This window comes from Desulfosporomusa polytropa, assembly GCF_055380075.1.
In genome coordinates this window covers 1,803,493-1,825,000 of record NZ_AP042400.1, presented here as the reverse complement: position 1 = coordinate 1,825,000, position 21,508 = coordinate 1,803,493, and the positions used below count along the sequence as shown (strand labels likewise).

General features: G+C 46.9%; 18 protein-coding genes, 1 tRNA gene, 1 rRNA gene and 1 other RNA gene (1 of these 21 cut by a window edge). 10 read left to right on the top strand and 11 right to left on the bottom strand.

Features of this window, described 5'->3' with window-relative positions:
- The 5 genes from rrf to ACZ449_RS10385 form a co-directional block, all read left to right on the top strand.
- Positions 1 to 60, top strand: a 5S ribosomal RNA gene (gene rrf, locus ACZ449_RS10405) (it extends 57 nt beyond the left edge of the window).
- A 390-nt stretch (positions 61 to 450) separates the two neighbouring features.
- Positions 451 to 780, top strand: an RNA gene (gene rnpB, locus ACZ449_RS10400) — RNase P RNA component class B.
- Positions 781 to 807: 27 nt separating this feature from the next.
- Positions 808 to 884 (top strand) — tRNA-Arg (locus ACZ449_RS10395).
- A gap of 356 nt (positions 885 to 1,240) precedes the next feature.
- Positions 1,241 to 1,408 carry a hypothetical protein gene (locus tag ACZ449_RS10390; RefSeq protein ID WP_464260953.1) on the top strand — a complete coding sequence of 56 codons (168 nt, stop codon included), beginning with the start codon at positions 1,241 to 1,243 and terminating at the stop codon, positions 1,406 to 1,408.
- 57 nt (positions 1,409 to 1,465) lie between these two features.
- On the top strand, positions 1,466 to 1,993 hold the full coding sequence (locus ACZ449_RS10385; protein WP_464260952.1) for a ClbS/DfsB family four-helix bundle protein: 528 nt from the start codon (positions 1,466 to 1,468) through the stop codon (positions 1,991 to 1,993).
- Between the two features lie 542 nt (positions 1,994 to 2,535).
- On the opposite strand, the gene ACZ449_RS10380 is transcribed toward ACZ449_RS10385, so the two are convergent.
- The 5 genes from ACZ449_RS10380 to ACZ449_RS10360 all read right to left on the bottom strand — a co-directional run bounded on the left by ACZ449_RS10380 (position 2,536) and on the right by ACZ449_RS10360 (position 8,132).
- On the bottom strand, positions 2,536 to 2,712 hold the full coding sequence (locus tag ACZ449_RS10380; protein ID WP_464260951.1) for a hypothetical protein: 177 nt from the start codon (positions 2,710 to 2,712) through the stop codon (positions 2,536 to 2,538).
- A 234-nt stretch (positions 2,713 to 2,946) separates the two neighbouring features.
- A complete protein-coding gene (locus ACZ449_RS10375) occupies positions 2,947 to 6,039 on the bottom strand; it encodes an efflux RND transporter permease subunit (RefSeq protein WP_464260950.1) in 3,093 nt (1,030 codons plus the stop codon).
- Positions 6,036 to 7,163, bottom strand: a complete 1,128-nt coding sequence (locus ACZ449_RS10370; protein WP_464260949.1) for an efflux RND transporter periplasmic adaptor subunit — start codon at positions 7,161 to 7,163, stop codon at positions 6,036 to 6,038. Before ACZ449_RS10370 ends, ACZ449_RS10375 begins: the two co-directional genes overlap by 4 nt.
- Positions 7,164 to 7,167: 4 nt before the next feature.
- Positions 7,168 to 7,389 carry a hypothetical protein gene (locus tag ACZ449_RS10365; RefSeq protein ID WP_464260948.1) on the bottom strand — a complete coding sequence of 74 codons (222 nt, stop codon included), beginning with the start codon at positions 7,387 to 7,389 and terminating at the stop codon, positions 7,168 to 7,170.
- 179 nt (positions 7,390 to 7,568) lie between these two features.
- The gene (locus ACZ449_RS10360) at positions 7,569 to 8,132 is read right to left on the bottom strand and encodes a TetR/AcrR family transcriptional regulator (RefSeq protein ID WP_464260947.1); all 564 of its coding nucleotides are present in this window, start codon (positions 8,130 to 8,132) and stop codon (positions 7,569 to 7,571) included.
- A gap of 868 nt (positions 8,133 to 9,000) precedes the next feature.
- Between ACZ449_RS10360 and ACZ449_RS10355 the strand changes: the two genes are divergently transcribed.
- From ACZ449_RS10355 to ACZ449_RS10340, 4 genes are all read left to right on the top strand, one after another.
- Entirely contained in the window at positions 9,001 to 9,075 is a 75-nt protein-coding gene (locus tag ACZ449_RS10355) for a putative holin-like toxin (protein WP_464261854.1), read from the top strand.
- A gap of 662 nt (positions 9,076 to 9,737) precedes the next feature.
- The gene (locus tag ACZ449_RS10350) at positions 9,738 to 10,055 is read left to right on the top strand and encodes a hypothetical protein (RefSeq protein ID WP_464260946.1); all 318 of its coding nucleotides are present in this window, start codon (positions 9,738 to 9,740) and stop codon (positions 10,053 to 10,055) included.
- Positions 10,056 to 11,153: 1,098 nt separating this feature from the next.
- Positions 11,154 to 11,471 carry a hypothetical protein gene (locus ACZ449_RS10345; RefSeq protein WP_464260945.1) on the top strand — a complete coding sequence of 106 codons (318 nt, stop codon included), beginning with the start codon at positions 11,154 to 11,156 and terminating at the stop codon, positions 11,469 to 11,471.
- Positions 11,472 to 11,836: 365 nt separating this feature from the next.
- On the top strand, positions 11,837 to 12,256 hold the full coding sequence (locus ACZ449_RS10340) for a hypothetical protein (RefSeq protein WP_464260944.1): 420 nt from the start codon (positions 11,837 to 11,839) through the stop codon (positions 12,254 to 12,256).
- 160 nt (positions 12,257 to 12,416) lie between these two features.
- On the opposite strand, the gene ACZ449_RS10335 is transcribed toward ACZ449_RS10340, so the two are convergent.
- From ACZ449_RS10335 to ACZ449_RS10310, 6 genes are all read right to left on the bottom strand, one after another.
- Positions 12,417 to 13,733, bottom strand: a complete 1,317-nt coding sequence (locus tag ACZ449_RS10335; protein ID WP_464260943.1) for a lipase family protein — start codon at positions 13,731 to 13,733, stop codon at positions 12,417 to 12,419.
- A gap of 55 nt (positions 13,734 to 13,788) precedes the next feature.
- Positions 13,789 to 14,271 carry an LptA/OstA family protein gene (locus ACZ449_RS10330; RefSeq protein WP_464260942.1) on the bottom strand — a complete coding sequence of 161 codons (483 nt, stop codon included), beginning with the start codon at positions 14,269 to 14,271 and terminating at the stop codon, positions 13,789 to 13,791.
- Complete coding sequence (locus ACZ449_RS10325) at positions 14,268 to 17,366, bottom strand: efflux RND transporter permease subunit (protein WP_464260941.1); 3,099 nt, start codon at positions 17,364 to 17,366, stop codon at positions 14,268 to 14,270. The genes ACZ449_RS10330 and ACZ449_RS10325 overlap by 4 nt, the downstream gene beginning before the upstream one ends.
- Complete coding sequence (locus ACZ449_RS10320; RefSeq protein ID WP_464260940.1) at positions 17,363 to 18,496, bottom strand: efflux RND transporter periplasmic adaptor subunit; 1,134 nt, start codon at positions 18,494 to 18,496, stop codon at positions 17,363 to 17,365. Before ACZ449_RS10320 ends, ACZ449_RS10325 begins: the two co-directional genes overlap by 4 nt.
- Before the next feature lie 159 nt (positions 18,497 to 18,655).
- The gene (locus ACZ449_RS10315) at positions 18,656 to 19,276 is read right to left on the bottom strand and encodes a TetR/AcrR family transcriptional regulator (RefSeq protein ID WP_464260939.1); all 621 of its coding nucleotides are present in this window, start codon (positions 19,274 to 19,276) and stop codon (positions 18,656 to 18,658) included.
- Between the two features lie 73 nt (positions 19,277 to 19,349).
- On the bottom strand, positions 19,350 to 20,180 hold the full coding sequence (locus ACZ449_RS10310; RefSeq protein WP_464260938.1) for a MerR family transcriptional regulator: 831 nt from the start codon (positions 20,178 to 20,180) through the stop codon (positions 19,350 to 19,352).
- 165 nt (positions 20,181 to 20,345) lie between these two features.
- On the opposite strand from ACZ449_RS10310, the gene ACZ449_RS10305 reads away from it, so the two are divergent.
- On the top strand, positions 20,346 to 21,506 hold the full coding sequence (locus tag ACZ449_RS10305) for an efflux RND transporter periplasmic adaptor subunit (RefSeq protein WP_464260937.1): 1,161 nt from the start codon (positions 20,346 to 20,348) through the stop codon (positions 21,504 to 21,506).
- Positions 21,507 to 21,508 lie beyond the last annotated feature (2 nt).

Here is a 21,508-nt window from a genome sequence, read left to right as displayed (position 1 = left end):
CCCACAAACGCCGAAGGTACTTGGTTGGAAACGGCCTGGAAGATTAGGAAGTTGCTGGTTGATAAAACACTTACCATAGCGTAGGTGTTTTTTATTGCCTTAAAGTTTAGAACGTTCAGAGTGCCCCAGGTGCAAGGCGGAGCGAGGACGTCGCCGTAGTCGTACTGGGAAGTACGTCGGAGGGGACGCCCGCAGTGACAACGAAGCAGATGGGGTGCTCTGGACGTTCGTAGTAGCCGAAGGTACTCGGTTGGATTGGCCTGGGAGATTAGGAAGTTGCTGGTTGATCAAAACACCTACTATATGCGTAGGTGTCTTTTATTTGAGATAGGGAACCTGGAAAATGGCAAAATATTATATTGACAGGTTGTTCGACATATGATAATATATATAAATGTCGCCACTAGTTGCGATTTGAGATGCTGCTCTAAAAAAATTCCAGCCTTTTTTAAAAACGGGAAATTGCGGTACTGCATATTGCAGTATTGAGGAAAGTCCAGACTGCCACGACCTGAGATGGTCGTAATGATCGTGCCCATCGCAAGGTGGGGCAGAGCAAATGCTCTGACGACGGCAAAATCGACTCATGTAGCCGAAACTAGCCATAAAGTGCACAGAGAATGAGTAGGCTGGCGACAGTCTAGTGAAAAGTGGTAAACTCCACGAGGCAGAAACCCGAATTTTGGTAGGGGAACTTCCTGTAGGGAATCAAACCGAAGGGGAGAACGCAGTTCATGCGTTAGATAAATAATTTCCTAAAACAGAAACTGGCTTACGGTTTTTAAATGAAGGCTGTAATAATAAAAAGACTCCGTAGCTCAGCTGGATAGAGCGTTTGACTACGAATCAAAAGGTCGCAGGTTCGAATCCTGCCGGGGTCGCCATTGATATTTCAAGGGTTTTACGAGGTTTTCGTAAAGCTCTTTTTTTCGTTTTCATAACAGTTTTACAACAACGCGGCGGAAACTGCATTTCCTAAACGGTCAGTTAAGTGGTGTTTCATAATTGATCGGTGCGACAGGAAAGGCAGAATTGAGCCATGAGACGATTTTTTCCCGGCCGCCGGATATCCTGTGGGTGTAGACATTGAGAAGCATTTGCATGGTACTGTTGCCTGCAAGGCGATGGCCGGCCGACCAGGATTTGTTCGACGACGTGGCTCAGGCTTAATGGTGTAAATATTGTTGTAGCCAGTTATTTTACAGCCATTGGCAGCCCGAAGAAAGCGGTATTTATTGCATTGAGCAAAGGTATTGTATGGATCGCGGCCGGCATTGCCGTGTTGCCGGTTTTGCTTGGTATTCAGGGAATCTGGCTGACGGTTCCGATCGCAGAATTTGTTACGGTTGTATTGTCTGGGTTCTTACTGTATCGGCACCTTAAACATCAAATTCGTTTATGTCAATGAAGTAGAACAGACTTAGATTGATTGCGTAAATAATTGACGATGAGAAGAGGGTTTGTGATGCAAGAATACGATAGTAAAGAAGCGTTGATTGCTGCCGTTCAAAAAACGTACCTGCTTTTTGATAGAGAGTTTGACGATGTTTCGGAACAAAAAATAAATATGCGTATCAAAGAAGTGGAAAAAACGCCACACGAAATGATTGCCTACCAGCTTGGGTGGCTGCATCTTATTATGGGATGGGAGAAGGATGAATTGGCCGGTAAAAAGGTTGTCACACCTTCTTCTGACTATAAGTGGAACCAGTTGGGGGCGCTTTATCAACATTTTTACGATGAATATAGCGGATACTCGTTAAAAGAATTACGTACATTGTTTAAAGGAAGTGTTGGAAAATGGTGCAACTGGATTAATCAATTAAGTGATGAGGATCTTTTTATACCGAATGCACGCAAATGGACAGTAACAAATGCAAATTGGCCGATGTGGAAGTGGTTACATATCAATTCGGTTGCTCCATTTAAGAGTTTTAGAACTAAGATTAGAAAATGGAAAAAGCACGTATGTAGCATTGATTCGGAAGCTTGAAACCAAAAGCCCGGCCCGCTCCGCATCCCTGCGGGCGGCGCTGCAGCCGCTAACGCGTCTTTCGCCTGTGTCAGCTCTGCGTAATTCGGCTAGCGAAAAAGAAAAACCGCTTTTTCGAGCCTCATTGATCGGGCTGCTCCGCTCAGTGCCAAATACGACGGATACCGCTCTAGCCGGCCGTCCTTTCCTTGCGGCGTTTCGCTGTCGCTGCACTCTCCTCATCCGCTCCCGTCCGGCCACCTCTGCATATCCTGCCAGGCGGCTGTTCATAGTCTGGGCAGGGGATGCAGACCGGAGCACTCCCTGTCGCTCGCGCCCGGACTGCCAAGGGAACGAGGGTATGTCGGCCCAACTCGCGCTGCCGCGTCCTGTGCGAGCAGGCCTACAGGCAGCAAGGGAGCCGCGAACTGCGCGGCGGGGAAAAATAAAAAAACCGCCTCATTTGAAGGCGGCACGGTATCGGAGTAAGGCAGGGAACAAGAAAAATTCTTTTTTCCCTGGAAGAATATGCCATACTATGCGTACAGGCTGCTCGGGGACGGTTAGCCCACCCATTTTGGAAAGGGGGTGGTGCCATCGGAGACAATGGCCCACCGGCAGCCAGCTGCATTGGCTGGTTCCTGCCAGTCTGCCTGAGTATCAGCTGTGACATGGTCTGGGAATGCCTGTTGGTATTCATCCTGCAATGCTTCCTGCATGTATAAAAAGTCTTCTGTCAAACCAGCAGGAAGGTTACTGACGAGCGGGGTCGGTTGTAAGCCATAATACGGTTATTAAGCTTTCAAGGCAAATGTATAGTAGCCATGAGTCATATAACAAGGTATACATGGTTCATCCCATCCTTATGGCATCTCTCTTTCTATTGGTTGCTTTTTTATCCTAAATATCCAGCAAGCAATAATCTTATAGCAAGGAACTTTTAGCCGCTATTTTTAAATAGAAGTGACAGGCGGTTAGGTTAACGGAGTGCCGGAGTGTTCGTTCGCTACCGCCGGAGTATGCGGCCGATGGCTGGGCTGGGCTTTATACCAAGAGGCATACATAACCGGCAATACGATCAGCGTCAATATCGTAGCACCAAACAGGCCGCTGGCAATGGCTACGGCCATTGGTCCCCAAAAGACGCTGGACACAAGCGGAAGCATTCCTAAAATTGCTGCTGCTGCCGTCAGCATGATCGGGCGGAACCGGATAATGGCGGAGTCAATGATGGCATCCCATAAAGGCTCGCCGGCCACTTGATGCTGATCAATCTGGTCCATCAGGATAACCGAGTTACGCATAATGATGCCGGATAACGCCAGCACGCCTAACTGCGCAACAAAGCCCATCGGGCTGCCGGTAAAAAAGAGTCCTAGTGATACGCCAATAATGCCAAGCGGCGCGGTCAGCATAGTCATGATCATTTTAACGATATTCTGCAACTGGATCATCAACAGAATCATAATGGCAATCACCATGGCCGGTACAGTTTGAATGATAAAGCCAGAACTTTCGACACTGCTTTCTTTCGGACCGTCGTATTCTATACTGTAGCCAAACGGCAGACTGGCTCGCAGATCGGCAATGTTGCTGTAAACTTGTTCGGTTACACTATCCCCCTTGAAGCCGGGCTTGGTTTCGGCCTGTACGAATATCATGGGTTTTAGGTCACGACGGTAAATCAAGCCGTCTTCTGTTTCGAACCTGATGTTAGCAATTTGGTCCAGCGGAACATACTTACCATTGCCGATATGAATATTGAGGTCTTTCATACGGGAAGGGTCATTCCGGTCCTGGGCATCAAAGCGGAAGACCATACTGACGGTTTTATCGTTTTCCCGGAATTCGGCAATGTTGGAACCGGACAGCTGAGTCTGGAGCGAGGTCGCTAGGGCCTGGGAGGTAATGCCTAATTTGCGGGCTTTGTCCTGGTCAATTTCTAAATGCATGCTTTTACTTTTCTCCGACCAGTTTAGATTAACACCTTCCGTCCCGGGATGGGCTTCCATGACTGCCGCGACTTTATGGGCTATTTCCCGTACCTGATCATGATCATAGCCTTTTACGCGCAGCATCACCGGATAATCGGACGAAGGACCCAGGTTGATAAGTTTGGCATGTATCTGAACATTGGGAAATTCTTTATTTGCCAAATCATTGACTGTGGTACGCAATTCATTCCGAGCCTGCGAATCTTTGGCGACAATAACGAATTCAGCAAAGTTTGATTTATTAAATGTAGGATTAAAACTTAAAACAAAACGGGGCGCTCCCTCGCCTACATGGTAAGTATAATAGGCAATGCGTGGGTCGTCCTGTATTTTAGCGGCGAACTGCTGTGCCACTTCTTCCGTGTTTTTTAGGGAAGCGCCTTCCTGCAATTCAAGCTGGACGATAAGTTCCGGGCGGGTGGAAGCGGGGAAGAATTCTTGTTTTACATAGCCTAATAAGCCAATGGCGCCGACAAAGGAAGCCACGGTAGCGATTAATACAACTTTACGATGCAGCAGGCACCAGGTTAATATTCTTCTAAACCAGCGATAAAACTTCGTATCATGGACATTGTGTGCTGCTTTGCTTTGTACTTTTATAAACTGGTAGCCCATCAAAGGCGTGGCTGTGGCGGCAACAAGCCAGGAGAGCAACAGGGAGATGGCAATTACCCAGAAAAGGGAAACAACATATTCCGATGCGCTGCCCGGGGCAAAGCCAACCGGAATAAAGCCTGCGCAAGTAATCAACGTGCCGGTCAGCATGGGAAGAGCAGTAACTTGAAAGGCATAACAAGCTGCTTTCGTTCGATCAAAGCCTTGCTCTAATTTTAAAACCATCATTTCTGTGACAATGATGGCGTCATCCACCAGCAGTCCCAGAGAAATGATGAGCGCACCGAGGGAAACTCTATGCAAGGGAATATTCAGTAAATACATGAAGGTAAATGTTGCCGCGATAACGAGCGGAATACAAACCGCAGCTACGGCACCCGGACGAACCCCCAAACTGACAAAACTGACGATTAATACAATTATGATTGCCTCCAACAGCGATTCGCTGAATTCATCAATCGAAGTCGTTACTATTTGTGGTTGATTGACGGTCTGATGGATTTCCAGCCCGGCCGGCAATTCCTTTTTGATCTGTTCTATCGTTTTCGCCAGGCTTTCACCCAGGGTGAGGATATTGCCGCCAGATTCCATGGCCAGTGCAATCCCAAGTGCGGGCTCACCATTATAATAAAATTGGGGGTCAGTCGGTTCGGTATAGGTACGGGTGACTTTGGCAATATCTCCTAAACGGAAAGTGCGTCCACCAGCCTGAATGGGGATGTTTCGGATATCATCCAGGTTTTCGAACATACCGGTAACCCGTAAATATACATTGTCAGACGAGGTTTCCAGCATACCGGATGCCGTCATGGCATTTTGCGCCTGCAGGGTGGAAGTGATGAGACTGGGGTCAATGCCCAGTTGCGCCAGTTTGTTATTTTCTACTTCAATATAGATTTTTTCGGTTTGCACACCGAGTAACTGCACCTTTTTGATGCTGGGAACACCAAGCAGGTGCCGGCGGACTTTTTCGGCCTTTTCTCGCATTTCTTCATACGTATAGCCATCGCCGGTCAGGGCGTAGACGATACCGTATACCTCGTCAAACCGGTCATTAAAGGTTGGGTCCGTTACCCCGGAGGGCAGCGTGCTTTTCATGTCATTGACCATATTGCGGGTTTCCAGCCAGCGGGTGCGAATATCTTTTTGCGGTACGGTATCGTTTAAGTTAACGAAAATGACGGTATGTCCCGGCGTGGAATAACTCTTCAGAAACTTAAGCCCTGGCAGATCCTGCAATTTTTTTTCTATCTTGTCAGTAACCTGTTCTTCCATTTGGCGGGCAGTGGCCCCCGGCCAAGCGGCAGTGACCACCATTTGTTTTATGGTAAAGTTCGGGTCTTCCATGCGTCCTAAGTTTTTATACGAAAAGACGCCGGCAACAAAAAAGAGAAAAAGGAAAAAATAAATAAATTGTTTGTGATTAAGCGACCATTCGGCCAGGTTGAAATTTTTCACAACGAATCACCGCCCAAGTTTATTTTTTGGCCTTCTTTCAGTTTATGGACGCCGGCGGTGACAATGCGGTCGCCCGGTTGCAGGCCGCTAAGCACTGCAATGGTTCCGTTGCCAAAGCTGCCGACGGTAACCGGCCGCAGCGTTAACGTATCGTCTTTGACCACCCAAACAGCGGGGGTATTGCCGGATTCCTGGTAAACCGCCGCCAGGGGAATATTGACGGCTTGCTGTACACTGCTGTCAACGACGGTCACGGCGGCGGTCATGCCTAATTTAATTTCCGGCGGAAGGTTTAATAGGGTAATACGGACTTTGAAAGTCCGGGTAGTTGCATCGGCCATGGGAGCGATTTCTCTTGCCTTACCGTCCACTGTCAAATTGGGCAAGGCCCAAAAAGTTACTGTAAGCTTAGCGGCATGACGCAGTTCTTCAATGCGATTTTCCGGCACACTTATTTCGACTTCCCGTTCGCCGTCCTGCACTATGGTTACAATGGGTTGCCCAGCAGTGACCACTTGGCCCGTTTCTGCCGAGATGCTGGATATCACTCCCGGTTTATCGGCTTTCAGTAGGGTATAATCCAACTGATTAGATCCTTGCGTATACTGGGCCTGAGCCTGCCGTACCCCGGCAACGGCTACGCTGTAAGCGTTAGCATACTGATCGTATTGCGACTGGCTGATGGCGCCGGCATTTAATAATTCCCGGTAGCGTTTAAGATTGCTTTCCGCCAATTGCAACTGGGATTCAGATGAATCCACCTGCGCGGAATAACTATTTACCGTTTGGGCCACATCTTTGGCATCGATTTGCAGGAGCACATCACCGGCGCTCACGGTGCTGCCTAGCTCTACATTTCGTTTTATTATTTTTCCATTGACCTGAAAGGCCAGCTGGCTTTCATAGCGGCCGCGTACTTCGCCGGCGTAGGTATAACTTTGCGCGTTGGCTGCTGTACCGATTACTGTAGTACGTACGATAGGAATAGCTTCAACTACCGCCTGCGGGTGGCTGCTATATTTCCAAATGACACCGCCTATGATACAGATTCCGATAATGCCCGCTGTTAATGCATAATACAATTTATTTTTGGGTAACCGGGCTAGCGAATTTGTTAATTTCATTGTCTCACTCCTCGTTAATGCAGTTTTTCCAGGGAATTACCTTGGTGGATGGTTTCTCATACGTGACGATATGAATCCGCTTTCTATCATAAATTATCTCGATTCTTCCAAGAGTTCTACCTTCCCAGGCCCAGGATTGGATTAGATCCATGGCAATTTTGTTAGTGTCTTCCGGTGAGAGGGCCGGATCGGCATGAACGGGTATACCCTGGATGATAGTATGCATATATGTACCTTCTTTCTGTACAGTAGATAAAATTCGCTACCGAGTGGTTTTTGCCAACCACTCATGAGTATAATCTTAGGGAAGTACCGAAAATACTTTTTTGGTACTTTAAGCCTGAGGGGGCATTTTAAAATCGCGCATATACGCGATTTTAAAATGCCCGAACCGATGGAATAGGCTTATGATTTTTTAGAAAGTAATCCATTGACGATAATATCTGTCATGGCCGCCAAGGCATCCGGGAATGTCATGTTGCTTTTAGAGAGAAAACGGTAAGAAAATAGATTATTTATAGTACTGGATAAAAGATGGTGGAGTACTTTCATATTGACAGGCCGGATCTCGTTACGTTCGATACCTTGAGCAATGAGGGATAACAAGCGTTGTAAATGTTCCTCCCTGAATTTCTCAAATATCAGGTATTCTTCAGGATAGTGGTTCTGAAGCTCATCAGGCAGTCGATCATTATTGATAGGCCCTAATGCAGTTGGCTCTACTTTAAGTAAGGCGGGGACTTTTTCTGCAAAGGATAATTCAGAATTGTTGTAGATGGCTTCTCTCTGGCTTTGAATATCTTGAAACATTGCAACTAAAATGTTATGAAGCAGTTCGTTTTTTGAGGAAAAGTGTCCATATAATGATGTTTTACTGACACTAAGACGTTTTGCCAGGTCACTCATTGTAAATTTGATGCCCCGTATATTCATTTCCTCGAGTGCCGCCATCATAATGCGGTTGCGCAAAAATTAGTCACCTCAATTTCCTGAGTACCAATTAGACGAAACAGGTACTCTTATTCTGATGCTATATTATCCCATTTTTTTCAGTATGTCAATGATAAATTACTACAGATAGTGGGGGCCCGCTCCGCATCTCTGAGGGTGGCGATACAGCCGCTGACGCTTAGGCTGTATCCTGCCGGGCGGCTGTTTATAGTCTGGGCAGGGGACGCAGACCGGAGCACTCCCTGTCGCTCGCGCCCGGACTGCCGGGAGAAACCAGGGAACGTCGGCTGGCCCCGCACGCTGCACGGGACCCCGTAGGAGACTCCGGCCGGCCCGGCCCACCTAATTGGTTTTGCCTCCAAGCGTTGGGCCGCGATTGAAATTCGGGGGGAAGGGAGGACTTCGGTGCCCTATCGGGAAGGACTCCCCAAACCCCCCGCTAAGGAACGGCCAAACAATTTTGGGGGTACGCGGGCGCGGCAGGGCCCTTCACTTACTGGGAGGCAATCAGACGGCCCGGTTACGCTCACCCCCTGACCCCCTCCCGGCGAATAAACGGGAGGGGGAAGCGGCAGCCCGGTGTCTACAGCCTATAAGACGGCTTACGATGAGCAGCCACGAAACCCCATGTGTCTGCACATCGTAAGCCTGTTTTGTATGCAATAGTAAGCCGGGCAGGGAAGCGCACCGGCCACGGCGGCCAAACCCGCGGCGGCAGGAGAAAATAAAATAAAAATGCCGCCCTCATTTGAAGGCGGCACGGCGTTGACCAAAGCCAGGAACAAGAATTTTCTTCTTTTCAGTCTGGCAAAATATGCTATAATAATAATCGTACAGGCTGTCGAGGAGCGGTTAGCCACTTCCTTTTTAGGAAGGAGGTGGTAGGATGACAATGTTTGAGGCAATGTATCTCATGATTGCATTTGCAACACTCGTTGTTTTGATTATAAAGCAGAAATAACCGCCTCCTAGCCAAGGTTTGCGGTTATTTCTAATAACTCAACTAAGGCTAACCGTTTCCGGTTAGACAGCCTGTGGGGCTGGCGTGTTAGTGCACGTCAGTCCTTTTCTTATATTATACCCATTGGAATAAAAATATGCAACCGGTCGAGAAAAAATCCTGCCTGCGCGGCTTTAGTTTACTTGCAATTCATTTAAAATGAGCTATAATTAGGATTAGGTGGAAATTAAAAGGTCGCCGCGACCCGAAAGTGGTGGAACACTTCCAGGCCCGCGCAGGTAAACACACTACCTACACGTAGCAGCTAAGCTGCCCGCGACGACATTTCTATTATACAATGCTCTCTGCTTGAACACAAGCGAGGCGCAGGTATAACGGGAGTGTCGGTCAGGTGCGCAGGCTGTGCGACTTCATGCAGCAGATGATTGAGCCTATCCCAAACCATCAACGGAAAGGCAAGCCTTCGCTTACATATTTTATGACCGCTTTTCTGTTGAAGCCGGCTATGTTCCGGTTTATTGGTATTGGGATTTAGCAAACGACGAAGCAAAGCGCATGTGTAGGGTTAAAAACCTCGCATGCGCTTTTTAATTTCCCCCTATAAAAAAAGCTGGCGGCAGCGCTGAAGTGTATGCCGCAGCCTAAGTATAGGGGGCTTTGTTGTGTTTAACAGTATTTTAAACCAAGCGTTTGAGCAGTACGTCTTTGACAGAGTGGATAATATTCTTATTACAGCCGGTGTTACTGATGCAAAATACAGGAAAGTAGTGAAAGAGGCCGATTCTGTACTAACACAGCTTATGGAAAGTGCCCGCGAACTGGAAGCACAGCACCCGGAATTGCGTCGGCTGGTTATGGAGTATGAGGCCGCCACTGCCATTGAATCCGGCCTAGCGGCTGAAATTGTTTATCGGGAAGGTATTCGGGATAGTTGTAGCATACGTCAAGAATTTACCACTTTTATGCAGAAGCAAATTTAAGGTTATCATTATTCCTGCACTTACTAAGCTCTATCTTACTCGTTGTCTACATTTTCACACACCTCTTACTAGGAATAGAAAAATCAAATTATTTTGGGCCACCAAACCGCGCCCCAGGGTCACCTGCCGCCACTCGCCTAGCCGGGTGTTCATAACCGTTCGTTCTTTGCCCTGGCCGTGGCCGGGAAAATAAAAAGCCGCCCCATTCAGTGAAGGCGACACAGTTTTACAACAAAGCAAGGACTAAGAATTTTCTTTTTTACCTTTGGGAAAATATGCTATACTAAATGTACAGGCTGCTCGGGGGACGGTTAGCCCCTTCCTTTTTAGGAAGGGGGTGGTAGGATGACTATTTACGAAGCATTGACATTTGCGGTTGCATTTGCCACGCTCATGGTATTGGTCACGACCAAAAAGAAATAACCGCCCCTGTGCTCAAATAGCGGCGGTTATTTCAATAACTTACGATTTGGTCTAACCGTTTTCCGGTTAGACAGCCTGTGGGGCTGGCGTGCTTGCTACACGTCAGTCCTTTTCTTATATTATACCCATTGGAATAAAAATATGCAACCGGTCGAGAAAAAATCCTGCCTGCGCGGCTTTGGTTTACTTGCAATTCATTTAAAATGAGCTATAATTAGGATTAGGTGGAAATTAAAAAGTCGCCGTGACCCGGAAGTGTTACGAGCACTCCCAGGCACGCGCAGGTAAATACACTACCTACACGTAACAGTCAAGCTGTCCACGACGACATTTCTATTATACAATGCCGCCCGCTTGAACACAAGCGAGGCGCAGAGTGTAACGGAGATGCCGGCAGAGTAGAAGCAGACTGTGCGACTTCATGCAGCAGAAGACTAAGCCTATTCCCGATATACTGTCAACGGAAGGGCAAGCATTCGCTTACATATTTTATTAACCGCTTTTCTGTTGAGACTAGGCGTGACCTGGCTTGTTAGTATTGGGATTTAGCAAACGACGAAGCAAAGCGCATGTGTAGGGTTAAAAACCTCGCATGCGCTTTTTAATTTCCCTTATAAAAAAAGCTGACGGCAACGCTAACGTGTATGCCGCAGCCTAAGTATAGGGGGCTTTGTTGTGTTTAACAGTATTTTAAACCAAGCGTTTGAGCAGTACGTCTTTGACAGAGTGGATAATATCCTTAGTATAGCCGGTGTTACTGATGCAAAATACAGGAAAGTAGTGAAAGAGGCCGATTCTGTACTAACACAGCTTATGAAAATTGCCCGCGAACTGGAAGCACAGCACCCGGAATTGCGTCGGCTGGTTATGGAGTATGAGGCTGCCACTATCCTTGAATCCGGACTAGCGGCTGAAATTGTTTATCGGGAAGGTATTCGGGATAGTTGTAGCATACGTCAAGAATTTGCCGCTTTTATGCAGAAGCAAATTTAAGGTTATTATTATTCCTCCTTCACTAGCCGCTAACAAACAAGGCGATACCGCGAAGATAGGGAGAGATGTGTTTTGTAACCACTATATCCTTTTATAAGATTGCCGGGTTATCCATTAAAAGATAATCCGGCTGTTGTTTCACATTTTATTGATACTTCTTACCTTCTAATTACCTAGTTGTTTTCTTTATTGAGACCGAAGGTATTGGTCACGACCAAAAAGAAATAGCCGCCCCCTGCTCAAGTGTGCGGCTATTTCAATAAGCTAAAACATTGGGCTAACCGTTTTCCGGTTAGACAGCCTGTGGGCTGACGTGTTAGCGCACGTCAGTCCTTTTCTTATATTATACCCATAGATTGTAAAATATGCAATCGGCCAGAAAAAATCCTGTTGGGGTGTTTCGAACCTACTATATAAATCTATGTTGGGCCGAATACCTGGATTATATTACCTGCGAGCGTGAAAGCATACATCTGGTGATTATTGGCAAGAAAGACCCGCTTACCGAGTTCCACCGAATTGCCATTGCAGCATTTGATGAGCTGATGGACAAAATTGATACTGAAATTAGTAGGGCGTTTATTACTGCTGTGCTTGGTAAAGATGGGATTGATATGGTGAAATCCGGGCTTAAGAGCCCTTCATCTACTTGGACCTATCTTATAAACGACAGTCCAAATCAGTTTAGTAGAATGCCTGGCTTGCTCAAAACCGCTTCTGTGATGATAAATAGACCATTTTTTTCAATACAGGCGCTTTATAAAAGGCTTTTTGATAAAGCGTGAGACTAGTTTTTCTCAATATACGTATTAAAGAATCGATTCCAACTGTTAGAGGTAACAGGTGGAATCGATTCACAATAAGTATCTGCTGCTCGCGAAGCTCTATAGCGGAATATTTCCGCTGTAGAGCTTTTTTGCAAGTATGCACAACAGCTAATAAAGATCATTTTGTTTTTGCAAACTGATCGACCAAATGAGCCTTCATACCTTTAAATGTATGAATGAAGGCTTCCAGGGGAGTCAGGTTATAGGTTGCAGTCGAAAAAGTGGCAGTGGTGGCGACGGTACCGGTTGTGACATCATAGACAGTTTGCGTTAGTGTAATGCGGTAGGTGTTCTCTTCTTGTTTTATCCGCATGGCACTTACATCGGAGACAATGGCCCACCGGCAGCCAGCGGCACTGGCTGGCTCCTGCCAGTCTGCCTGAGTATCAGCTGTGACATGGTCTGGGAATGCCTGCTGGTATTCATCCTGCAATGCTTCCTGCATGTATAAAAAGTCTTCTGTCAAGCAAGCAGGAAGGTTACTGACGAGTGGGGCGATATAGACGCGTCCGGGATTTATTTGTTTGTCAGCGGGCGGGATAGGCAGCTGTATTCCGGCTGCAATAGCCAGGCGGCGTTTGTCATAATAGTTTTTTATTGCAGAATCTATGTAGCCGATCAATTGATGACCATCTCCCACTGTATCGGGCGGGGACCATTTAATTTCCCGGCCAAACTGCTGATAGTCGCCGACCATGGTTTGCAAGACTCCGGGTACCACGTCGCCGGAATTCACGATTCGTACCAGATGGAGGTTTGGGTCGAACTTAGCGGCAAACGCAGCATTGCCTACAGCAGGTGCACCGAAGGTAATGACTTTCAATTGCTCCGGGTTGACGCCTGCGCTAAGCAGTCTGGCCCCAGCCAAAGTGGCGGCTGCGCCGCCGAGACTGTGACCGGTTAAGTACAATTTGTGGGTTGGTTCAGATAAGAGTAAGTCCGGAAGCGAGAGACTAACCTGCCGGGGATTGCGTAAGACAGCTGATAGGCCGGCTTGTACAAATTGATTAAATCCTTTGTGAACCTTAGGTTCGGTGCCGGGTACATCTTTCTTAGAGGCATTGACAGCGCATTCTTCCTCATTGCTGCCGGCAAAATATACTTTATCAAACTTGAGATCGGTTTTAATATCCCTATCGTTTTCCGTGCCGACAATGGCTGCAAGATAGTAGGGGACACCTTCTTTTTGAGCAATCAGGTAGCGGGCGCCGGTATGGCCCTGGGACTGAATGTAATGATCAATTTGCCAGCCGTCCTGTTCCAGATAGCGATTGACCAGCTCGCCAATCCGGCCGCTATAGGCCGCCGCGCTGGCAGCGGCGGTAAGGTAGAGCGTATAGGCTTCTTCATAATCTTCTTTCGCCCCAGCCGAGGCTGTGATCGGAAGGTATGCCAGCAGGCACGTAATAAGGCCTAGCAGTAAGAAACGTTTCAATTCTTATCACCCCTCGCAGTTCCCGTTTGTCTTTAGGCGGATAGCCCTAATAGGACTACTCCAGCGTTCCGGTTTTAGTATTGTAGGTTACAGAATTCGCGGACCATGTGTTAGTTCCTTGAGTGACCTGCACATTGCCGGTAAATGTTCCAAGTTTGGTGCGCCAGTTGTAGTCTGCTGTATCAGCGGTGATGGTGATATCGGGCTGCGATAAGGTCACGTCGCCGCTAAGTACCGCTTTGTGCTGGGTACCGTAGGCGTAAACGCTGTCGGCGGTAAGATAAATGGTATCCTGGGTAAGGGTGATGCCGTCTGAGCCCCAGACCTCCATCGAACTGAGGCTGACTTTGGCCTGACCGGCTGTTATTACGCGGTTGCCAACTTCAACGCGTACATTGCCCTTTAATAGATAGAGCCCGGTATTTATATCGTAATGGGTGGTATCGGCAGTGATGATAGGTTTGGCAGCAACTGGGCCTGTTGAGCAGGCTAAAAAAAAGGAAAATAAAATAAAGAGTGTTAGCGCGTTACGTTTCATAGTGTATGACCTCCAGATTGATGAGTGATAGCGGGATGAGTTTCGTACGATGGTCTGGCCTTATACCAGGCCGCATACATGGTCGGTAAAATGATGAGTGTCAAAATGGTAGCGACAAAGAGCCCGCCGGCGATAGCAACAGCCATCGGTCCCCAGAAAATGCTGGAAACCAAAGGCAGCATGCCTAGAATTGCTGCAGCGGCCGTGAGCATGATGGGGCGAAAACGGCTGACAGTCGCATTGATTATCGCATCCCATAATGGTTCACCAGCGTTGATATGCCGGTCAATTTGATCAATAAGTATAACCGAATTTCTGATGATAATTCCGGCGAGCGCCAGAATGCCCAATTGTACGACAAAACCCAGAGGACGTCCGGTCATCAGCAATGCTGTGCTGACGCCGATCATTCCCAGTGGCGCCGTTAGCAGTGTTATGAGCATCTTGGGGATATTGTGCAGTTGAAACATGAGCAGGGTTATAATGATGATCATCATTGCCGGTACGGGCTGGAGCAGCCAGAGTATCGATTTCTCACTTGACTCTGTGGAACCGCCGATTTTAATACTGTAGCCTAATGGCAGCGAGGCACGGAGTTCTTTTATGTTTTCATAGGCGTTATTAGTTGCATCGTCCCCCAATACGCCTTCCGCAGTATTGGCTTGGACCGTAATCGTTGGTGTTAAATCACGTCGCCAGATTATACCTTCTTCAGCATTATAACAGATTTTAGCGATTTGATCCAAAGGAACAAACCGGCCGCCGCCAATGTGAATGGTAAGATCTTTAAGGTGGGAAAGATCCTGGCGGCTGTTTGAATCGACACGGAAAACAATGCCGACAGTTTTATCCTTTTCACGAAATTCCCCAACCTCTGTTCCTGATAACAAAGCCTGGAGGCTGGCTGCCAATGTCTGGCTGTCAACGCCCAGCGCACGGGCTTTGGCCTGATCAATGTCCAGCCGCAGGACTTTGTTTTTTTCATTCCAGTCCAGGCTGATATCGGTAAGATGAGGATCGGCGGCCATGATGTCCTGCACTTGTCCGGCGATGTCCCGGACTTTATCGTGATCAGCACCGCTGATTCTGAGCATAACCGGATACGGGTCGGATGTGCCGGTTTGGATGATTTTGGTGTGGCCACGTACGTTGGTAAATTCAGTGGCAAACAGCTGTTGGACTTTTTTCTGCAGTTCGATGCGGGATGGTAAATCTTTCGCTACAAAAATAAACTGGGCAAAATTCGAATCCTCTATCGGCGGGTCTGCGGTAAGAACAAAGCGTGGCGCTCCTCCTCCCAGATAATACGTATAGTTGATAATCGTATCATCCGCTGCAAACTGATTTGCGAATTTCGCGGCTTCCCGTTCGGTTGCCTGCCGGGAGGCTCCTTCCGGCAGTTGCATTTCCACGATGAGTTCGGGACGGGTCGAGGCTGGGAAGAATTCTTGCTTGAGCAGTCCCAGGAGGAGAAGTGAGCCGGCAAAACAGAGTACGGTACCTGCCAACACCTGACGGCGATGGGACAGGCACCAGGTCAACAGGCGCTTAAACAGGCGATAAAATGGTTTATTGTATGCATCATGCTCTGCCATATTGTCGACGGGAGTGACTTTCAGCAAATGATACCCGAACAGGGGGGCTGCCATAACGGAGATCACCCAGGAAATCAGGAGGGCAATGGTGATTACCGAGAAAATGCTGCCGACAAATTCGGAAGCGCTTCCTTTGGAAAAACCGACCGGAATGAAACCAGCGCAGGTGATGAGTGTGCCGGTCAGCATAGGAAAGGCAGTAGCGGTATAGGCGTGGCAGGCGGCGTCAAAACGGCTCCAGCCCTGCTCAAGTTTTACGATCATCATTTCAATGGCAATAATGGCGTCGTCCACTAAGAGTCCCAAAGCAATGATAAGAGCTCCCAAGGAAACTTTATGCAAGGCAATTCCCAGCATGTGCATGGTAATGAATACACCGGCAATTACCAGCGGAATGCAGAGCGCCACAATGACACCCGAGCGAAGGCCCAGACTGGTAAAACTGACTAAGAGAACAATGCCTACCGCTTCTGCCAGCGTTTTGACGAATTCATTAATGGATTCTTTGACCACGGTGGGCTGATTGGTAACTGTATGGAGCTCCAGCCCGAGGGGTAGTTCCTGTTTGATCTGGGCCACCGTTTGTTCCAGAGATTTGCCCAAGGCAAGAATATTACCGCCTTTTTCCATTGCTAGCGCCAGTCCGATTGCCGGCTGACCGTTATAAACCATTTTCGGCTCCGGGGGGTCGATATAACTGCGTTTAATTTTGGCGATATCACCAAGGTGGAAGGTACGGCCACCAGAGCGTATCGAGAGATTTTTCAGGTCATTGATATTTTCAAACATGCCGGATACGCGCAGATAGATATTATCTGAAGCTGTTTCGATCATGCCGGACGCCGTCATGGCATTTTGTGCCTGTACGGCATCGGTAATGTCTGATGGAGCAAGACCCAGCTGCGCCAGTTTGGCAGCTTCGATTTCAATATAAATTTTCTCCGCCTGTACGCCAACCAAATCGACTTTCTTAACGCTGGGCACAGCCAGCAGCAGGCGGCGGATAGTTTCCGCCCGTTCCCGCAAATCTTCATAGCTGTAGCCATCACCGGTTAAGGCGTAAATGCAGCCAAATACATCGTCAAACCGGTCATTGAAATAAGGACCGTCAACACCTTGCGGCAAGGTGGCTTTGATGTCATTGACCATATTGCGTACTTCCACCCAGGTTGGATGCACCTTGTCGGCAACAACAACGTCTTCTTTCAATGACACGTAAATTACGGATTGTCCAGGCACAGAATAGCTTTTCAGATAATCCAGTCCCGGCGTATCCTGTAATTTTTTTTCGATTTTATCGGTTACCTGTTCTTCTACCTGGCGGGCGGTCGCGCCAGGCCAGTTTACCGATACGATCATTTGGCGGATAGTAAAGTCAGGGTCTTCCATCCGGCCGAGATTCTGATAGGAAATAATTCCGCCCAGGAAAATGACGGTAATGAAGTAGTAGATTAGCTGTTTGTGTTTGAGGCTCCACCTTGTTAAATTAAATGTTTTCACAGCCTGTCACCATCCGATACTCGAACCTTCTGCCCTTCGCGGAGTTTGTGTACGCCTGATGTGATGATAGTTTCACCCGGAAGGAGGCCGGTTACCTGCACCTGGTTATTGCCGAGGCCACCGATTTGGACAGTACGCAAATGGGCGGCGTGATCGTTTACCACCCAAACGCCAGGCAGGTCATTGGTCTGATAGATGGCCGATAACGGAATGGAAATAAGGTTGACTTTTTGATCGCCGGCACTGGTCAAAGATACGGCAGCCGTCATGCCGAGCTTGATTTCCGGCGGTGGATTCAGTAAACTGATGCGCACTTGGTAGGTGCGGGTGGTCGAAGCGGCCATCGGGGCGATTTCCCGCACTTTGCCGTTGACTTTTAGGTCAGGGAGAGCCCAAAAAGATATAGTGAGTTGCGAAGCTGTGCGTAATTCCTCGATGCGGTTTTCCGGCACACTGATTTCCACTTCGCGTTCGCCGTTTTGGACAATGGTTACTACCGTTTGACCGGCGCTGACTACTTGTCCGGCCTCTGCATTGATGCTGGAAATGACACCAGATGTATCTGCATAGAGCCGACTGTAATCCAACTGATTGGAACTTTGCCCATATTGGGCAGCTGCTTGCTGTACGGCCGCCTGGGCCACTTCATACGCATTTTCATACTGGTCCAGCTGGGCCTGACTGATGGCGTTTTGTGAGTATAATTGCCGGTAGCGCTGCAGGTTGCTTTCTGTCAGCTTTAGCTGTGATTCGGCGGAGCGGACCTGAGCCGAACTGCTGTTAACTGTCTGCTTAAGATCTTTGGGATCAATTTCCAGCAATACATCACCGGCATTGACGACACTGCCGAGCTGCACATTACGTTTGATGATTTTACCGGCCACCTGAAAGGCAAGCTGGCTTTCGTAGCGGCCGCGCACTTCCCCGGCATATGTATAGCTTTTTAATTCCCCGGCGGCGTCAACTACGGCAGTGCGTACCAGGGGGATCGTTTCAACTGTGGCGGCGGGCTGGCTCTGCGCTTTCCAGAAAAAAATACCGGCAATGCATAAGGCGGCTGCCGCCAAAACATAAGATAATTTCTGTTTTGATATTGTTTTTAAGTAACTAACTAGCTTTGCTGATTGCATGAGTGATGTGCTCCTTTACTGTTAAATTTACGCTGTTGATTAGTTGAGCATTGATCTAAAACAGAAAGTTAATTGAACATCGTTCAATTAACTTTCTAAAAAAAACGCTCATCCCAATATTGGGTATGGCGGAATTTTTCCCTTGATTACTGTTTTGATTTATCTGGTTAGCATGATATGAATTGTTTTTTCCTGTGCGCCTAATGCTTTTTCAATAAGAGCTTCTGCCATTGTTAAACGAAAAGTCAAAATCTCGTCAGAAGTTTTTTGATAGAGTGCTTCACTTAAAAAATCTACAATAACCAAAATATAATCTACGGCGGTCGGAGGGTAAGACACAAAAAAATCCTGATTGGCTATTCCTGCTTCTATGATTTTTAACAACCAGGGAGAGAGCGCCAGTTCTAATTGGTGAAACAATTCCTCTTTAAGTTGCAAATTCTGAGCATCATATAGCATATTGAGAAGCAATCCGTCTTTATAATTGGCTCTATGTAATGCGGCAGATACTAGTAAGGCTATTTTTTCGGAAGGAGTGGTGGTAAGAGAATATATATTTTTGATTTCTGAGATCAGGGAAGCAGCGTGTCGATCCAGAAGCGTTTCCAATATTTCTTCTTTTGATTTAAAATAATAATAAAGCATTCCTTGTGCAACCCCCATTTTTTTGGTGATGTCGCTGATGGTGGTTGCATGGTAGCCTTTTGTGAAAAATAGCTGATCGGCAGCATCTAAGATTTCATTGATGCGAATTTGAGGATCTTGCGGTGGTCTGGCCATAGTACACCTCGATAATTTGAATTATGTTCAAATTATAAACATAGTTGAAAATAATGTCAAGGATAAATATGAGTTATTTCAATAAAATTGAAATTTTAGCTTCGCAATAGTAGGGATCTTCAACGACTGCCATAGTATCATCCAGGATACTTTCCAGATAGGCATGTCCAATGAATGTAAGGTTGTGATTATTTGCATAGTCCGTAAGTTGTTGAAAGGTTGGGTCCACCTCCGTCCAAGGCCCTCTGTAATAACCAACAAGGTACCGACCAGCAGGCTTATACGTCCAATTCATAGCTTCGCTGTTTTTCTCATCAATATGGTAAAAGCAATTGGTCAATTGGCTGAAATTTCCCTGTTGCACTTTTTCTGCATCCATCATATAGCCAAGAGGGTATCCACTATAGGTCCGGGTATGATAGCAGTCATGCATAAATTTCAGTATAACTTTCATTGATTGTTCCAAGGATACGTCGGAAGTCGGTTCACTGACTACTATTGTTTGCGCATTTGATTCAATAATTTCGATTTTAGAACAATCGATTTCCAAGTTTGCTTCCATGTTTCGAATCTTATTCTGTACAATCTTTTGCAGCCACATGAGCTCGGCAATTTCTTGCTCCAACATTTGACTTTGGTTATCCAGCAATGTTCGTGTCTTTTGTGGAGTGCAATGTGTCAAATGTTTTTTGATCTCTTCCAATGGAAGCCGGAGTTTGCGAAGCAGTTGAATTACGTCGAAAAAACAGCTTTGTCCATAGGTATAATAGCGATATCCGTTTTTTTTCACGATAGCCGGTTTAAATAAATCAATACTGTCATAATACATTAAGGTGCGTTTGTTAATGCCGTATAGAGCGGCAAATTGCCCAGTAGTAAACTCTTTTTGTAAAAAATTATACATGATATAAAATCTCCTCTTGACTATACAGTTACTGTATAGTCTATTATAGTTTAATAGCTCCAAAATTGTCAATTTTAGGAGTCCATTAACCAGCGGGGCCGATATACTATATTGCACAGTAAAGCAATGTGCAATATCAGTAACAAATAGGGAGGTTGGGAAATTGTGAGTTTAGCAAAATTCAGGAAAAGTTACTGTGTAGGATTGAGTGCTATATTGATTTGTTTGATCATTACAGGATGTGGTGGCACGAAGACGACGATGCAGGAAAGAGCAGTGCCAGTTAAAGCCGTAAAGGTTATCCAGCAGGATGTAACGAGAGTCAGTGAATATGCAGGACAGGTACAGGGAAAAAATGAAGTAAAAATTCAGGCTCGTGTGTCAGGCAATATTGTCGAAAAAATGGTTTCCGGCGGTGATATCGTTAAAAAGGGGCAACCATTATTTCGCATCGACAGCATTCAATATGAAAGCACATTGCTTTCTGTTCAAGCGCAACTGGTACAAGCTGAGGCTACTTGGGAAAATTCACGGATTGATACAGAACGATATCAAGACCTGCTGAATGCGGCAGCCATTCCGGAACAGCGTCTGACTACTCAGAAAGCAACCGAACGCCAGAATGAAGCTATTGTGGCTTCTTACCAGGCACTAGTAAAAAAGGCTCAGGATGATGTAAACAGTACCTTGGTTGTTTCGCCAGTAGACGGACGCATTGATGTAAATGATGTCGGCGTGGGAACTTATGTGCAGGCAGGAAGTACCACGTTAGTCACGTTAGGCGCTCTTGATCCGGTGTTTGTACAATTTAGTATGAGCGAAAATGAATACCTTAGCTTGCGGCAGGTTTCGCAAAATAATCTTGCCAACAGTGGCTGGGGCGAAGATGTCATGATTACATTAAGTAATGGTGAAGTGTATCCGTTAAAGGGAAAAGTAACGCAGGCGGACAGAAGCTTGGCTAATAATAGCGGAACCCTGACGTTAAAAGCTTCTTTTGCCAATCCGAATGAGATTTTAATCCCGGGCATGTTCGCTAGAGTTAAAATCGCCGGCGTGCCAATAAAGGATGCGTTGTTGGTTCCACAGCGGGCTGTACAGCAGGTTTTGGATAAATCCCTTGTCATGATTGTCAATGCCGAAAATCAAGCGGAGCCCCGTCCGGTGAATTTAGGGGAAAAGGTGGGCAGTTATTACCTTGTAAAAGAAGGGCTGACAGTAAATGACACAGTGATTGTAGAAGGACTGACAAAGGTTCAAGAAGGAGTGGCGCTTGATGTGACAATCGTTACTCCGAAAGAGTTGGAGTTATCGATTAACTCATAGGA